The organism is Tannerella forsythia, from assembly GCF_003860135.1.
GTDB lineage: Bacteria > Bacteroidota > Bacteroidia > Bacteroidales > Tannerellaceae > Tannerella > Tannerella forsythia_A.
The window spans coordinates 16,979-33,826 of record NZ_RQYN01000004.1; the positions used below are offsets into that span (position 1 = coordinate 16,979).

General features: G+C 53.0%; 12 protein-coding genes, 1 tRNA gene and 1 pseudogene. 10 read left to right on the forward strand and 4 right to left on the reverse strand.

The features are described 5' to 3' along the window. Positions 1-67 precede the first annotated feature (67 nt). Positions 68-628, reverse strand: coding sequence for a hypothetical protein (locus EII41_RS01935; RefSeq protein ID WP_124789208.1), 561 nt, complete (start codon positions 626-628; stop codon positions 68-70). Positions 629-767: 139 nt separating this feature from the next. Further along, positions 768-2,768: pseudogene (locus tag EII41_RS01940) on the reverse strand (alpha amylase C-terminal domain-containing protein); the annotation flags it as partial. A gap of 684 nt (positions 2,769-3,452) precedes the next feature. On the opposite strand from EII41_RS01940, the gene EII41_RS01945 reads away from it, so the two are divergent. The 10 genes from EII41_RS01945 to ilvC all read left to right on the forward strand — a co-directional run bounded on the left by EII41_RS01945 (position 3,453) and on the right by ilvC (position 15,656). Next, on the forward strand, positions 3,453-4,940 hold the full coding sequence (locus EII41_RS01945; protein WP_124789210.1) for a 2-isopropylmalate synthase: 1,488 nt from the start codon (positions 3,453-3,455) through the stop codon (positions 4,938-4,940). A gap of 59 nt (positions 4,941-4,999) precedes the next feature. After that, on the forward strand, positions 5,000-6,436 hold the full coding sequence (gene leuC / locus EII41_RS01950) for a 3-isopropylmalate dehydratase large subunit (protein ID WP_124789211.1): 1,437 nt from the start codon (positions 5,000-5,002) through the stop codon (positions 6,434-6,436). 95 nt (positions 6,437-6,531) lie between these two features. Beyond that, positions 6,532-6,891 (forward strand): four helix bundle protein, encoded by a 360-nt coding sequence (locus EII41_RS01955; protein ID WP_124789212.1) that lies wholly within the window; start codon positions 6,532-6,534, stop codon positions 6,889-6,891. A gap of 79 nt (positions 6,892-6,970) precedes the next feature. Beyond that, positions 6,971-7,564 carry a 3-isopropylmalate dehydratase small subunit gene (gene leuD, locus EII41_RS01960; protein WP_124789213.1) on the forward strand — a complete coding sequence of 198 codons (594 nt, stop codon included), beginning with the start codon at positions 6,971-6,973 and terminating at the stop codon, positions 7,562-7,564. Positions 7,565-7,659: 95 nt separating this feature from the next. After that, positions 7,660-9,240 carry an alpha-isopropylmalate synthase regulatory domain-containing protein gene (locus tag EII41_RS01965; protein WP_260425435.1) on the forward strand — a complete coding sequence of 527 codons (1,581 nt, stop codon included), beginning with the start codon at positions 7,660-7,662 and terminating at the stop codon, positions 9,238-9,240. 56 nt (positions 9,241-9,296) lie between these two features. After that, a complete protein-coding gene (leuB, locus tag EII41_RS01970; RefSeq protein WP_124789214.1) occupies positions 9,297-10,370 on the forward strand; it encodes a 3-isopropylmalate dehydrogenase in 1,074 nt (357 codons plus the stop codon). Then, on the forward strand, positions 10,367-12,190 hold the full coding sequence (gene ilvD, locus EII41_RS01975) for a dihydroxy-acid dehydratase (protein WP_124789215.1): 1,824 nt from the start codon (positions 10,367-10,369) through the stop codon (positions 12,188-12,190). The genes leuB and ilvD overlap by 4 nt, the downstream gene beginning before the upstream one ends. Before the next feature lie 25 nt (positions 12,191-12,215). Then, positions 12,216-13,973, forward strand: coding sequence for a biosynthetic-type acetolactate synthase large subunit (ilvB, locus tag EII41_RS01980; protein ID WP_124789216.1), 1,758 nt, complete (start codon positions 12,216-12,218; stop codon positions 13,971-13,973). Between the two features lie 41 nt (positions 13,974-14,014). Next, the gene (gene ilvN, locus EII41_RS01985; protein WP_124751922.1) at positions 14,015-14,593 is read left to right on the forward strand and encodes an acetolactate synthase small subunit; all 579 of its coding nucleotides are present in this window, start codon (positions 14,015-14,017) and stop codon (positions 14,591-14,593) included. Positions 14,594-14,609: 16 nt separating this feature from the next. Next, positions 14,610-15,656 (forward strand): ketol-acid reductoisomerase, encoded by a 1,047-nt coding sequence (ilvC, locus tag EII41_RS01990; RefSeq protein ID WP_124789217.1) that lies wholly within the window; start codon positions 14,610-14,612, stop codon positions 15,654-15,656. 75 nt (positions 15,657-15,731) lie between these two features. Here ilvC and EII41_RS01995 read toward each other — a convergent pair. Next, positions 15,732-15,805, reverse strand: a tRNA-Arg gene (locus tag EII41_RS01995). 89 nt (positions 15,806-15,894) lie between these two features. Further along, on the reverse strand, positions 15,895-16,746 hold the full coding sequence (locus tag EII41_RS02000; protein WP_124789218.1) for a hypothetical protein: 852 nt from the start codon (positions 16,744-16,746) through the stop codon (positions 15,895-15,897). Between the last annotated feature and the right edge of the window lie 102 nt (positions 16,747-16,848).

Genomic DNA, 16,848 nt, shown 5'->3' on the forward strand with positions numbered 1-16,848 from the left:
TGTTTGTTCTGTCTATTTATTTTTCTCCTCCTTCGACAGCTTCCACCGCCGAAAGAGGAGAGCAAAGTTATTTTTTCAGCCAACGGAATGATTCAATATCGATTCCTCTAAAACAGTCGTCTGCGCACGTATTCGGAAAATACCCGCACAGTTTCAAAATGCCCTGGGTATCTGTTTCAAAATACAGCGTGTTCTGTTTTCTGTCTACCATCAAATACTTTCCGTACACTTCATAAAGCTCGTCCATCGTCAACGGCTTGTCCCCCTGCTCGTGTGTTCCGATATCGTTGACGGATTCGGTGTAGACGCACGTGGTGTCGCAGAGAAAACCTCCTTCCTTTTTGTAACGGAAAGAGCCGTCTGCATGCTGCAACGGAGTCACTTCATAGAAGCTACGCGCCGTAACCGCTCCGTTTTCCACCTGTATATCCGTATAGCTCGACCATCCCGTCCACGAAGAACGAGATACCCGATAAACATACGAATTCCCTTTCGCTTTCTTCAAGTCAGCCCATTGGCTACGGCTGTTCTCATACGCGTTTCTTTCTGCAAACTCGTCGCTCCCGCAACCGGATAGTCCGATAACGGCCAACAAGCAAACGAGGCCTAATAAATCTTTTGCTTTCATAGATCGTACATGTTTAAGTAAATTATTCATCTCTTTTTACATGACGTTATTCTTTCCCTTTTCGTGGCGTCGTTTTTTTCTGTGCCCGTCTTTTCGCCCTCTCTCCTTGTTCGACCGATAATGAACGAAGTTCAGGCAGTCGTTTCAATACCATAGCCGTGCGTGCCGGGAGATACAGTTTCAGCCAGCCTTTATATTCTTTCTCGTACAGCGGATCGTACTGCGTCAGATGTTCGATGGAGTCGTCCGTCAGTCCGTTCCCACCGAGGCGAAGGTCATCCGTGTTCAATACCGTACGGTAACTGCCCGGAGGAGTTAGCAGACCGTAATCGGTAAACGACTGCGTAGGACTGAAATTGAAGACGAAGACATATTCTCCCCGCATATAGGCCAGCACCTGATCGCCGTCGTTGTCCCACACCTTCTGTACAGGCAACGTTTGAAAATCTTTTATGCTGCGGATCAACGCAAGCATTTCACGGTCAAAGTCTCCCAAGAAGCGATATTTCAGGTTCGGATCATCGACCAGACTCCACTGTCGGCGCGCATACTTGTACGACCAGCCGTTGCCTTCGCGCGGGAAATCGATCCATTCGGGATGTCCGAACTCGTTCCCCATAAAATTCAGATAACCGCCGTTGATGGTCGTGGCCGTCACGAGCCGGATCATTTTATGAAGCGCCAGTCCGCGCTCTACCATAAAATGTCGGTCGTCCGCCTGCATGTGCCAATACATATCGGCATCGATGAGACGGAAGATGATCGTTTTATCTCCTACCAACGCCTGATCGTGACTCTCGGCATAGCTGATGGTCTTCTCATCGGCCCGCCGGTTCGTTGTCTCCCACCAGATGGCCGAAGGATGCCAATCTTCGTCTTTCTTCTCTTTCAATATTTTGATCCAGAAATCCGGAATATTCATCGCCATGCGGTAATCGAATCCATAGCCGCCGTCGGCCACTTTAACCGCCAGCCCCGGCATACCGCTGACTTCCTCCGCAATCGTCACGGCATACAGATTGACTTCGTGTATCAACTTGTTAGCCAGCGTCAGGTACGTTATCGCGTCATCGTCCTGATGGCCGTTGTAATAGTCGCCGTAATTCAAAAAATGTTCGCCCAGCCCATGGCTGTAATAGAGCATAGACGTGACGCCATCGAAACGAAAACCGTCGAATCGGTATTCGTCAAGCCAGTATTTACAATTCGACAGCAGGAAATGCAACACCTCGTCTTTCCCGTAATCGAAACAGAGCGAGTCCCATGCCTGATGTTCACGCCGGGCGCCGGTATGGAAATACTGATGATACGAACCGTCGAAACGTCCGAGCCCTTCCGTCTCATTCTTCACAGCATGACTGTGCACGATGTCCATAATCACCGTCAGCCCCATCCGATGAGCATCGTCGATGAGACGCTTCAGCTCGTCGGGCGTACCGAACCGTGACGAAGGTGCGAAAAAGCTGCTCACATGATACCCGAACGAGCCGTAATACGGATGCTCCTGTATTGCCATGATTTGTATGGCATTATAACCGTCCTTTACGATGCGGGGCAAAACGTGTGTACGGAACTCCTCATACGTACCCGTTTTTTCCTCTTCCGAAGCCATACCGATATGACATTCGTAAATCAGCAACGGCGATGTGTCCGGCCGGAACGTATTTACTTCGAACCGATACGGTTTCTCGGGTGCCCAGACTTGGGCCGAAAAGATTTTTGTCTGCTCATCCTGCACCACCCGCTGACACCATGCGGGGATGCGCTCTCCGCACCCTCCTTCCCATTCGACCAGCAGCTTGTATAAATCTTCGTGATGGAGAGAGGAGACCGGTAAACTGATCTCCCAATGGCCGTTGTCGAGAGGTTGCAGACGATAACTCTCGTTCTTTTCCCAGCCGTTGAATGTGCCTATCAGATAGATGGCTGTGGCATTCGGTGCCCATTCACGAAACACCCATCCTTGCGCTGTACGGTGCAATCCGAAATACAGATAGCCCGAAGCGAACTCGGCGAGCGTTTGTTTCCCGCCACAAGTTAATGTCTTCTCTTTTTCTATCACACGATGATAACGTCCTTCGATGGCATCCGAATAAGGTTTCAGCCAAGGATCGTTCTGAATCAGAGCCAGCTTTTTCATCTTTCGTTCTTATTCATGTTTATTCCAGATCATATCAACAGCGAAGCATCTTGTCTTAAATCGCGCTTTACGTTTTTTTCCGTAAGTACAGCTCATCTTCGCAACCGGTGCAAAGCTACGAGATAAATTTCAATTCACCCACAGACCGATAAAAATAAAACTCAAAACGACTATGTTTTTTTAATTAGATGGTATGTGAGCTTTCATTTGCTTTTAGAGCATCGATGCTGCTGTTGGAGCAATAAAAGCAGAAAGTGCTTTCAATATCTTTATTCTCGAAGTAGTTGTTTCAAATCACGCAAGAAGAAGAAAGACCGGTCAATTGAAAAAAACAGTGCAGTAAGAATATCATGAGGAATGTGATAAAGTTTTTACCCAAAGAAGATTCTTTGCCTCTTATTTCCTTCATCTTTGATATTTTTCCGGCAATAAATCGCACAAATATTTTGCAATGACATCTTTTTTCTTTTACTTTGCAACCGTTATCAAAATTTGGACAACAATTATGTACAATAATAACATCGGTATTCTCATTATTTCTATTCAGCTTCTGGAAGACTCCGGAGGGTGGGATTGGAATATCGGTAACTGAAAAAGATATAACAGCATAAAAAGATAGCCTTTCTCACCTGTGGTGGGAAAGGCTTTTTTTTACAACAAAAACGAAAGAAAATTTTTTATGTTATGGAACGGATTTATGTTTTCGACACCACTTTGCGCGACGGCGAACAGGTGCCCGGATGTCAGTTGAACACAATAGAGAAAATCGAAGTCGCAAAAAAGCTCGAGTCATTGGGCGTCGACGTGATCGAAGCGGGATTTCCCGTGTCGAGCCCGGGCGATTTCAACTCCATCGTTGAAATTTCCAAGGCGGTTACCTGGCCGGTCATCTGCGCGCTTACCCGAGCTGTGGAGAAAGACATCGAGGTGGCGGCCGAGTCGCTCAAGTACGCCAAGCGGAAACGTATCCACACCGGCATCGGCACGTCGGACTCGCACATCAGACACAAATTCAATTCCAACCGTGAGGAGATCGTCGAATGTGCGGTGAAAGCGGTGAAATTTGCCCGCCGTTTTGTGGACGACGTGGAGTTCTACGCCGAAGACGCCGGCCGTACCGACAACGAATACCTCGCGCGGGTGGTACAGGCGGTGGTGAACGCAGGGGCAACCGTGATCAACATCCCCGACACCACGGGCTACTGTTTCCCGCACCAGTACGGCGCCAAAATAAAGTACCTCGTCGATCACGTCGATTTGAAAGGGGCCATCCTCTCCACTCACTGCCATCAGGACCTGGGCATGGCTACCGCCAACACCCTTGCGGGGGTGCTCAACGGCGCGCGGCAGGTGGAAGTAACCGTGAACGGCATCGGCGAACGCGCCGGAAACACCTCGCTCGAAGAGGTGGTGATGGCGCTCAAAAGCCATAAAGAGCTGGGATTCGAGACGAACATCAATACGACCAAGATTTATTCGACGAGCCGCCTTGTCTCGGCTCTAATGAACATGCCGGTACAGCCCAATAAGGCGATTGTGGGGCGGAACGCTTTCGCACACTCGTCGGGCATCCATCAGGACGGCGTGCTCAAAAATACGGATACCTACGAAATTATCGACCCAAAAGAGGTGGGCATCGACGACAACGCCATCGTCCTGACGGCAAGAAGCGGCCGGGCAGCGTTGAAAAACCGCCTGAGCCTGCTGGGTGTCGACCTCGATAACGGCAAACTCGACGACGTGTACCAGAAGTTCCTCGCGCTGGCCGACCGGAAAAAAGACATCAAAGACGACGACGTGCTGGCGCTGGCCGGCATCGAATCGCGGCTGAACCGGATCAAGATCGATTACCTGCAAGTTACTTGCGGCGTAGGGCTGCGCCACGTGGCGAGCATCGGGTTGAACATCGCCGGCGAGCACTTCGAAGCCTCCGCCACCGGAAACGGTCCGGTCGATGCGGCCATCAAAGCGGTTAAAAAGATTATCAGCCGCGAAACGGTGATTCAGGAGTTCCTCATTCAGGCCATCAACCGCGGAAGCGACGACGTCGGAAAAGTACACATGCAGGTAGCGCACAACGGCATGTTGTACTACGGCTTTTCAGCCAATACCGACATCGTTTCCGCATCGGTCGAAGCTTTCATCGATGCGGTGAACAAGTTCGTGGAATAGCCCTCCGAAAAAGAATACGACAACAATAATTTATTAAATAACAACGACAAAAACAGAAAATGACAAATCATACAACACAGGCAAACAGTTCGAAGCCCTCGACCGGACAGAAGGGGGCGACCTTGTTCGATAAAATATGGGACGCTCACGTCGTTACCACAGTACAAGAGGGGCCTACCCAACTCTACATAGACCGTCATCTGTGCCACGAGGTAACCAGTCCGCAAGCCTTTGCGGGGCTTCGTGCGCGCGGACTGAAAGTATTCCGTCCCGAACAGACGACCCTCACGGCCGATCACAACATCCCTACCGTGGGACAGGACCAACCCATTCGCGACGAAATATCCCGCTTTCAGGTCGAGACACTTGCCAAGAACGCACAAGATTTCGGGCTGACCTACTACGGTCTCCACAATCCGAAAAACGGCATCGTGCACGTGGTAGGACCCGAAAACGGCTACACCCAGCCGGGCATGACGATCGTCTGCGGCGACAGCCACACCTCTACGCACGGCGCTTTCGGTGCCATTGCTTTCGGCATCGGCACGAGCGAGGTGGAGATGGTACTGGCCTCGCAATGCATCTTGCAGACGCGACCGAAGACGATGCGTGTGAATTTCGAGGGCAAGCTGGGCAAGAAGGTAGGAGCGAAAGATATGGCGCTCTATATGATTTCGCGGCTCACCACGGGCGGCGCGACCGGCTACTTCGTGGAATACGCCGGCGAGGCCGTCCGCAACCTCACCATGGAGGAACGGATGACGCTTTGCAACCTGAGCATCGAGATGGGTGCCCGGGGCGGGCTGATCGCTCCCGACGAAACGACTTTCTCCTATTTGAAAGGGCGCGAGTTCGCTCCCAAGGGCGAGAAATGGGAACAGGCGGTGGCCTATTGGAAAACGCTGAAAACCGATGCCGACGCGGTATTCGACAAAGAGGTCTCTTTCGACGTGTCGAACCTCCGCCCGATGATCACCTACGGAACCAACCCCGGCATGGGCATGCCTGTCGACGGCACCATCCCGCAGATGGAGGAGATCGACGAGGCGGGAAAAATATCGTTCGCAAAGTCGCTCGAATATATGGGTTTCGTTCCCGGCGAAAAGCTGGAAGGGAAAAGCATCGATTACGTGTTTCTGGGAAGTTGCACCAACGGTCGGATCGAAGATTTTCGGGTATTCGCCCACTATGTGAAAGGAAAACGGAAGGCCGACCACGTAACGGCGTGGCTCGTGCCCGGAAGCTGGCAGGTGCGCAAACAGATCGAAGCCGAAGGGCTGGACCGGATCCTCGAAGCGGCCGGATTCGAACTTCGTCAGCCCGGCTGTTCGGCCTGCCTGGCGATGAACGACGACAAAGTGCCCGCCGGCAAATATGCGGTATCGACCTCGAACCGGAACTTCGAAGGGCGTCAGGGTCCGGGAGCGCGTACCATTCTGGCCGGCCCGCTGGTAGCGGCCGCCGCGGCAGTTACAGGTCGTATTACGATGCCTTGACAGGAGATTCTGAGAATGAGCCAATATGCCAATGTGAAAATTTGCCAATGGGTTAATCTCCCGATTTTTTTAATGTGGAAATCGTTTTTTAAGAGATGAGCACGGATGTACCGGTTACGGGAAATAAGATAGTTGATTTGAGTTTTCAATTTTCACTCAAATTGATCGGCTACGTAGAGATATTGGAGGAGAACAGGAAATTTGTTATTGCAAATCAACTGTTAAGAAGCGGCACATCAATTGGTGCAAACGTTCGTGAGGCTCAGAATAGTGAAAGCAAATCTGACTTTATTCACAAATTCAAAATTGCGGCAAAAGAGGCGGAAGAAACCGAATATTGGCTCTTGTTATGCAAATATTCGGAAAAGTATCCGTTTGAAGAGAATCTTTTAGAAGAGATCAAAGAGATACAAAAAATCATCAGCAGTATTATATATACGGCCAAAAGCAAATAGTTCCAGCTAAATTTCAACCATTCGTACGTTGACAGATTGGCAAATTGGCACATTCGCTTATTGGCATATTGAAAAAATTATGGACAAATTTCAAACACTTACATCCACCTGTGTTCCGCTTCCCATCGAGAACGTGGACACAGACCAGATTATCCCGGCACGCTTCCTGAAAGCGACCACGCGCGAAGGTTTCGGCGACAACCTGTTCGCCGACTGGCGTTACCACAAAGACGGCAGCCCGAAGTCCGACTTCGTACTCAACAATCCCACCTATTCCGGTCAGGTGCTGGTGGCGGGCAAGAACTTCGGAAGCGGCAGTAGCCGCGAACATGCCGCATGGGCTATTGCGGGTTACGGATTCAAGGTCGTCGTATCGAGCTTCTTCGCCGATATTTTCCGCAACAACGCCCTCAACAACGGCATTCTGCCCGTGGTAACGAGCGAAGGTTTCCTGAGCGAACTCTTCGCGTCGATCCAGAACAACCCGAAAGCGACGGTTACGGTCCATCTGGAAGAGCAAACCATTCGGAACAACGAGACCGGCACGTCGGAATCGTTCGAGATCAACTCCTATAAAAAAGAGTGTCTCCTGAAAGGACTCGACGACATCGATTTCCTGTTAAGCAACCAATCGCTGACGGAGGCGTGGGAGAGCAGAGCGAACCGGTTCTGACGACCTGCCTGCGGATTTGTTGCAGCGCTTAATAAACGATTGAATATTGAAAACATGCGTGATCTTCACGAATAAGCATAAAAACAATGACAACAATGAATCATTCACAACCTTTCGAATCCTCGCCGAGGAAAATCGAAATCATGGACACCACGCTGCGCGACGGCGAGCAGACCTCGGGCGTCTCGTTCGCGGCCGAAGAGAAGGTGAGTATCGTTCGTCTGCTCCTCGAAGAGCTGCACGTCGACCGGGTAGAGATCGCCTCGGCGCGCGTATCGGAGGGGGAATTCGCGTCGGTGCAAAAAATAGCCCAGTGGGCAAAGAAAAACGGACACATCGACCGGATTGAAATTCTGGGATTTGTGGACGGAAAAGCATCGCTCGACTGGATTGCCGCCGCCGGATGCAACGTGGTGAATCTCCTTTGCAAAGGCTCTGAGAATCACTGCACATATCAGCTACGGAAAACGGTGAACGAACATCTGGCCGATATCCGGTCGGTCATTGCCGATGCCAAAAGCCGCGGAATGACCGTAAACATCTACCTTGAGGACTGGTCGAACGGGATGCGCGACTCGCAAGCCTACGTCTTCGAAATGATGGACGAACTCCGGCACCAGCCCATCGCCCGCTATATGCTGCCCGACACCCTTGGCGTCTTAAATCCGTCGGAGACAAAAGAGTTCTGTGAAACGATGGTGAACCGCTATCCCGATCTGCACTTCGATTTTCATGCCCACAACGATTACGATCTGGCGGTGGCCAACGTCTTCGAAGCCGTGAAAGCCGGTGTGCACGGCGTGCATGTAACCGTGAACGGTTTGGGCGAACGCGCCGGAAATGCGCCGATTACCAGTGTAACGGCACTGATCCACGACCAGTTGAAACTCAAAACGAACATTGCCGAAGACAAGCTCTACGGCGTGAGCAAAGTGGTGGAGAGCTATTCCGGCGTGCGCATTCCGAACAACAAACCGGTCATCGGCGATAACGTCTTCACGCAGGTAGCCGGCGTGCACGCCGACGGCGATAAGAAGAAAAATCTCTATTTCAACGATCTGGCACCGGAGCGCTTCGGCCGTTCGCGCGAGTATGCGCTGGGGAAAAATTCGGGCAAGGCCAATATCCTCAAAAACCTCGAAGCCTTGGGCATCGAGGTGGACGACGAAGCGGCGAAAAAAATAACCGCCCACATCATCGAATTGGGCGATAAGAAAGAGCTGGTCAGCCCGGACGAACTTCCCTACATCGTCTCCGACATCCTGAAAAACGGGATTGAGAACCAGAGCATCGAGATACTCAACTATTCGCTGATGCTTACCGAGGGAATGCGTCCTACGGCCACCGTGAAACTCTCCATCGGAGGGCAGGTTTACGAACAGTCGGCTGCGGGCGAAGGGCAGTACCACGCCTTTACAAAAGCGATGTACAAGATTTACAAAAGCCTCGACAAGCCGACGCCCGAGCTGCTCGACTACGTGGTGGTCATCCCTCCGGGCGGAAAAACGAACGCTTACGTGCAAACGATTATCACGTGGAAGTTCGACGGAAAAGTTTTCAAAACAAGAGGACTGGACGTCGATCAGACGGCTGCGGCCATCAAAGCGACCATGAAGATGCTCAACATGATTGAAAAAGGCAATATCCCCGTCATCAACTATATGCAGCTGCCGTAGGGGAAGAAATCAGAAAAATGAAGTAAAAAAACAGATATCAGCAATTCTATACAACAATGAAAATCAATATAGCAGTATTGGCCGGCGACGGCATAGGCCCCGAAATCATGGCGCAGGCGTTGCACGTAACGCAGGCCGTTTGCGACCGGTTCGGACATGAACTATCGTACGAAGAGGCCATGGTAGGCGCGTGCGCGATCGATGCCGTGGGCGATCCCTATCCGCCGGAAACGCACGCATTGTGCATGGAGTCCGACGCGGTGCTTTTCGGAGCGATCGGCCATCCCAAATTCGACAACGATCCCAACGCCAAGGTGCGTCCCGAGCAGGGTTTGCTTCGCATGCGCAAGCAATTGGGGCTGTACGGAAACATCCGTCCCGTGATGACTTTCCCCTCGCTGGTACACAAATCGCCGCTCCGTGCCGACCTCGTCTCCGGAGCCGATTTCGTATGCATCCGCGAGCTGACCGGCGGCATGTACTTCGGTCGTCCGCAGGGACGGAGCGAAGACGGCAATACGGCCTACGACACCTGCGTTTACACCCGTGAAGAGGTGGAACGCATCCTGCATCTGGCCTACAAGTTTGCCGCGCAGCGACGCAAAAAAGTAACCGTGGTGGATAAGGCGAACGTGATCGCTACTTCGCGCTTGTGGCGGCAAATCGCGCAGGAGATCGCCCCGCAGTACCCCGACATCGAAACCGATTACCTCTTCGTGGACAATGCCGCCATGCGCATCATCCAGTGGCCGAAGAGTTTCGACGTGCTCGTTACCGAAAACCTTTTCGGCGACATCCTCACCGATGAAGCTTCGGTCATCACCGGATCGCTCGGGCTGTTGCCCTCGGCTTCGATCGGACTGCACACGTCGCTCTTCGAACCGATTCACGGGTCGTATCCGCAGGCGGCAGGCAAGAACATCGCCAATCCGCTGGCCATGATCCTCTCGGCCGCGCTCATGTTCGAATACGGTTTCGACCGGATGGAGGAGGGCGAGCTGATCCGTCGCGCGGTAAACGCGTCCATCGACGCGGGCATCGTAACCGAAGACATTGCCGACGGCGGAAAAGCCTACACCACAAGCGAGGTAGGCCAATGGATAACCCGATACATCGCGGAAGAGGCATGAATAAAAAGCTGAACAGCGCCACCTCTACGCAGGGACGCCGCATGGCCGGCGCGCGCGCCTTGTGGCACGCCAACGGCATGACGCGCGAACAGATGGGCAAGCCCATCATCGCGGTAGTCAACTCGTTTACGCAGTTCGTGCCCGGACACGTGCATCTGCACGAAGTCGGACAGTGGGTAAAAGCCGAGATCGAGAAACTGGGCTGTTTTGCGGCCGAGTTCAATACGATTGCCATCGACGACGGCATCGCCATGGGGCACGACGGGATGCTCTACTCCCTTCCTTCGCGCGACCTGATTGCCGATTCCGTAGAATATATGGTGAATGCCCACAAAGCCGACGCGATGGTTTGCATCAGCAACTGCGACAAAATCACTCCCGGCATGCTTATGGCTGCGATGCGGCTGAATATCCCGGCCATCTTCGTATCGGGCGGACCGATGGAGGCCGGAAAGATCGGCGACGAACAGGTGGATCTGGTGGACGCGATGATCGAATCGGCCGACGTGTCGGTGTCCGACGAACGGGTGGCCGAACTCGAACGGCTGGCTTGCCCGACGTGCGGCTCCTGCTCGGGCATGTTCACCGCCAATTCCATGAACTGCCTGAACGAGGCCATCGGGCTGGCGTTGCCCGGCAACGGAACCGTCGTCGCCACCCACGCCACCCGCAAAGCGCTGTTTGTGAAGGCCGCTCGACAGATCATAGAGAATGCCAACCGCTACTATTTCGACGGCGACGAGAGCGTGCTGCCCCGCAGCATCGCCACGCGGCAGGCGTTCCTCAATGCCATGACGCTCGATATCGCCATGGGCGGCTCGACGAATACGATCCTGCACCTGCTGGCCATCGCGCAGGAAGCACAAGTCGATTTCTCGATGGACGACATCGACGCGCTGTCGCGCCGCGTGCCCTGCCTCTGCAAAGTGGCTCCCAACACGAAGAAATACCATATTCAGGACGTAAACCGCGCGGGCGGCATCCTCGGCATCATGAACGAATTGGCGAAGGGCGGACTGGTCGATACGTCCGTGCATCGCGCCGACGGAACGACCTTGGCCGAAGCCATCCGGCAATACGACATTCGGACGGAGCATCCGTCGGAAGAGGCGTACGAAATCTATTCCTCGGCCCCCGGAAACCACCGGAACCTGGTGATGGGGTCTCAACACGCACGGTTCGCCTCGCTCGATACCGACCGCAGCAACGGCTGCATCCGCGACATGGCGCACGCCTACACCAAAGACGGCGGACTGGCGATCCTCAAAGGCAACATTGCCCGCAACGGCTGCGTGGTGAAGACCGCCGGTGTGGACGAGAGCATCTGGAGATTCAGCGGAACGGCGCGGGTCTTTCATTCGCAGGAAGAAGCCTGCGAGGGCATCCTGAACGGTAAGGTGCAGGCAGGCGATGTAGTCGTGATCGTGTACGAAGGCCCGAAAGGCGGGCCGGGCATGCAGGAGATGCTCTATCCGACCTCCTACATCAAAGCCCGGCACCTCGGCAAAGCGTGCGCCCTGATTACCGACGGACGTTTCTCAGGCGGCACCTCGGGCTTGTCCATCGGACATATATCGCCCGAAGCGGCGGCCGGAGGCGCGATCGGACTCGTACGCGACGGCGACATCATCGACATAGACATCCCCCGTCGCAGCATCGACGTGCGCCTGTCGGAAGCCGAGCTGGAAAGACGGCGTGCACAGGAAGATTTCCGGCCGAAACGCGACAGAACCGTCTCCAAAGCGTTGCAGATGTATGCGCATTTCGTAAGCTCGGCCGATCTGGGAGCCGTGAGAATCCTCAAACACGACAAAGCATAGTGTAATCATCTGAAAACAAACAAATATGAGCAAAGCAAATCATTCGGAATCAATCATTCCATCCCCCTCGGCAGAAACGGAGGTTCTTTCGGGCAGCGAAGCGCTGATTCGCTCTCTGATTGCCGAAGGCGTCGAGGTGATGTTCGGATACCCGGGCGGAGCCATCATGCCCGTTTTCGACGCCTTGTACGACCATAAAAAAGAAATCAAACATATCCTGGTACGCCACGAGCAGGGCGCCGTACATGCGGCACAAGGCTATGCGCGCGTATCGCAGAAAACAGGCGTGGCGCTCGTTACATCGGGGCCGGGCGCTACGAACGCCATCACGGGCATTACCGATGCCATGATGGACAGCACGCCGCTGGTCGTCATTTCCGGACAGGTGGCGTCGGGGCTGCTGGGTACCGATGCTTTTCAGGAGGCCGACGTGATTGGCGTTACCTTGCCGATCACGAAATGGAACTACCAGATACGGCGGGCGGAAGATATTCCGTGGGCGGTATCGCGGGCGTTCTACATTGCGTCGAGCGGCCGACCGGGGCCTGTGGTGCTCGATATCGCCAAGGACGCGCAGATCAACCGATGCCCTTTTTCGTACCGGAAGACCGACTTCCTCCGCAGCTACCAGCCCGTACCTTATCCCGAAGAAGAAAAGATACGGAAGGCGGCCGAACTGATTAACGCGGCCCAAAAACCTTTCGCCTTGGTGGGGCAGGGCGTCCTGCTCGGTCGTGCCGAGGAAGAGCTGCGTGCGTTTCTCGAAAAAGGAGGCATTCCGTTTGCGTCGACCATTCTCGGGCTGTCGGCCATGCCCTCCGGCCATCCGCTCAACTGCGGCATGCTGGGGATGCACGGAAACATCGCGCCCAATATGAAAACGAACGAGTGCGATGTGCTTATCGCCATCGGCATGCGCTTCGACGACCGCGTTACGGGCGATCTGAAAACGTACGCCAAGCAGGCGCAGGTGATTCATTTCGACATCGACCCGGCCGAGATGGACAAGAACGTCAAAACGACCGTCAAGGTATTGGGCGACGCCCGACAAACCCTTCCTATGGTAACGCAGCTGCTCGAAAAACAAACGCACGAGGAGTGGTTGTCGAGTTTTAAACCGTATGCCGACAAGGAATACGCCTGCGTGATTCAAGAAGAACTGTTCCCCCGGAACGGAGGTGCCATAAAAATGGGCGAAGTGGTACATAAGGTAACGGAAGCCACCCACAACAGCGCCATTTGTGTAACCGACGTGGGACAACATCAGATGATGGCGACCCGTTATTTCAAATATACGCGCTCGCGGAGCATGGTTACCTCGGGCGGACTGGGGACAATGGGTTTCGGACTGCCGGCGGGCATCGGCGCCAAATACGGTGCGCCGGAGCGGACGGTGTGTATCTTCGTGGGCGACGGTGGATTCCAGATGACCATCGAAGAGCTGGGCGCCATCATGGAACACGACATCGACGTGAAGATCATTCTGCTCAACAACCAGTTTCTGGGCATGGTGCGCCAATGGCAGGAGCTTTTTTTCGACGAACGTTACTCCGAGACGCATCTCAAGAACCCCGATTTCATCAAGATCGCCGACGCCTACGGCATCAAAGGACGGAAGGTTACGGAGCGCAAAGAGTTGGACGGCGCCATCGCCGAAATGCTCGCGCACAAGGGTGCCTACCTGCTCGAAGTCGTGGTGGAAACGAAAGGGATGGTCTATCCGATGGTACCGGCCGGCGGATGCGTAACGGATATTCTGATCGGAAACGGACATAAAATATAAACGCAATCGGTTTACATCACAGACTGCAAACACAGAACAGTATGGAAGAAAAAACATTATACACCATCACCATCTTCTCCGAAAATACGGTGGGAGTGCTCAATCAGATCACCTCCATCTTTACGCGGCGACAGATCAATATCGAAACGCTGTCGGTCTCGCCCTCGGCCATCGACGGGATTCACAAGTTTACCATCACGGCCTACGCCTCGTGCGACGAATCGATGAAAAAGCTGGTACGCCAGATCGACAAACGGGTGGACATCCTGAAGTCGTACTACAACACCGACAGCGAGCTGGTGCATCAGGAGCTGGCCCTGTACAAGCTGGCTACGGAAAAAGTCATGGAGCACGGCTCGGTCGAATATTTCATCCGCAAATACAACATCCGCGTGCTGGAGATATCGAAAGACTGCGTGGTGTTTCTCAAAGCGGGACATTATGCCGAGACACAGGCGCTCTTCGACGAGCTGGCCAAAACGGTCGGCGTGTTGCAATTTATTCGCTCCGGACGGATTGCGATCACCAAATCGCCCGTCGAACGGCTGAGCGATATGCTCCTCAAACGCGAAAAAGAACGGGAAAGAGATCAAGAAGAAAGAAACTATACACAGAAATAATTTAAAACGTAGAACAATGGCAAAAATGAATTTTGGCGGGGTAGAAGAAAACGTAGTCACCCGCAACGAATTTCCGCTGAGCAAGGCTCAGGAGGTATTGAAGAACGAGACCATCGCCGTGATCGGTTACGGCGTGCAAGGGCCGGGACAGTCGCTCAACCTGCGCGACAACGGCTTCAACGTGATTGTAGGACAACGCAAAGGCGGCAAAACGTGGGACAAAGCGGTGGCCGACGGATGGGTGCCCGGCGAAACGCTTTTCGAGATCGAAGAGGCTTGTGCCCGCGCTACCATCGTTCAGTACCTGCTCTCCGACGCAGCCCAGATCGAAGTATGGCCTCGCATCAAGCCCCATCTGACGGCCGGCAAGGCACTCTACTTCTCGCACGGCTTCGGCATCACCTACAAGGAACGGACGGGCATCATCCCGCCGGCCGATATCGACGTCATCCTTGTGGCTCCCAAAGGATCGGGCACATCGCTCCGGCGCATGTTCCTCGAAGGACGCGGCCTCAACTCCTCTTACGCGATCTTCCAGGATGCTACCGGCAAGGCGTATGAGCGGGTCATCGCCCTCGGCATCGGCGTAGGATCGGGCTATCTCTTCGAAACCGACTTCAAGCGCGAAGTCTACTCCGACCTCACCGGCGAACGCGGCACGCTGATGGGCGCCATTCAGGGACTGCTGCTGGCACAATACGAGGTGCTGCGCGAAAACGGTCACACCCCTTCGGAAGCCTTTAACGAGACGGTCGAAGAACTGACCCAGTCGCTCATGCCCCTTTTTGCCGAAAAAGGAATGGACTGGATGTACGCCAACTGCTCCACCACCGCCCAGCGCGGTGCGCTCGACTGGATGACGCCTTTCCACGACGCCACCAAGCCCGTCTTCGAAAAACTTTACAAGGAAGTAGCAAGCGGAAATGAAGCGCAGCGCTCCATCGACAGCAACTCACAACCCGATTATCGCGAGAAACTCGAAGCCGAGCTGAAAGCCCTCCGCGAAAGCGAGATGTGGCAAACCGGTGCCGTAGTGCGTACCCTGCGTCCGGAGAATAATTGATTATTTCAGAAACTTTTTCGGCATGCAAAAAGGCTGCTCCTTGATATCGTAGGAGCAGCCTTTTCCAAATGGAAGTGATTCCGGTGCGATTCGAACGCACGACCCACAGCTTAGAAGGCTGTTGCTCTATCCAGCTGAGCTACGGAACCCCATTCTTTTTGCGGGTGCAAAGATAGAAAAGGTTTTTTGTTCTGCCAAAAGAATAAAACTCGAATTACCTTCGGCAAAGTCACCCTTTCTAATGCTTTTTATCTTGATCTTCGTAGAAATATTGGTAATGTCCCACACGGGAGTACACTCCATGAATATCTCCTTTTGCATCTCTGTATGAACCGCTCTCGATCGGAACATCCGGAAGATACTTCACCGGAGTACCGTAAATGCCCAGATAATACAGATCCGGATTGATGATCACCTCGTTCGTCAACGGTGATCCGGCATAGCGCAGCACATTGCAGACATATCCTTTATTCTCGATCTTTCGTGACGAGAGTTGAACCGTATAATAACGCCCTTCCGGCTCTTCGATGATCGTCACGCTATTGGAGCGTTTCTCGGCATTCAGATAATTATAAAGGAAGTAAACGACCGATTGCTTATTCAATATTTCGACTCTCGACAAATAACCTGCCCCGTTATAATGATATTTCAGCTGGACATACAATTGGCCGTCTTTCCAGACTTCCATATCTTCGACAAAGCCGTGATCTTCGAGCGACAGGATTTTATACTCGTATTCTTTATACGAATACGTATAATCGTATCCATATTTGATTTTCGGATTCTCTTCGTCCCATGAAACACGCTTTTGGTCGTCATCAAACACGCCCTTACGAAATCCCACGATCTTTACATTTCCGCTTTTCTGCTGTTCTACGATCAATTCCGTGTAAACGGAATCAAGGGCATACGCTTTCATCCCTACGTTAAGCAACGAAGTTTCGATATCGATTCCATTATTATTGATCCTGTTACCATGTTCATCGATTTCAATCAGATCGGATGTCTGCACCTCGCATCCTGTCATGGCGATCAATACGCAAAAAGCCGAAAGGCTTTTCCATATATTCTGTAAATGGTATATGCTCATAGTTTTTGTTTTTATGCGACGCAAAAGTAATAAAAAAACAACATTTTCAAGGACTTTGGAAGAGGAATTGCTTATTTTCGGACTCGACATCGTCAAAAAGCC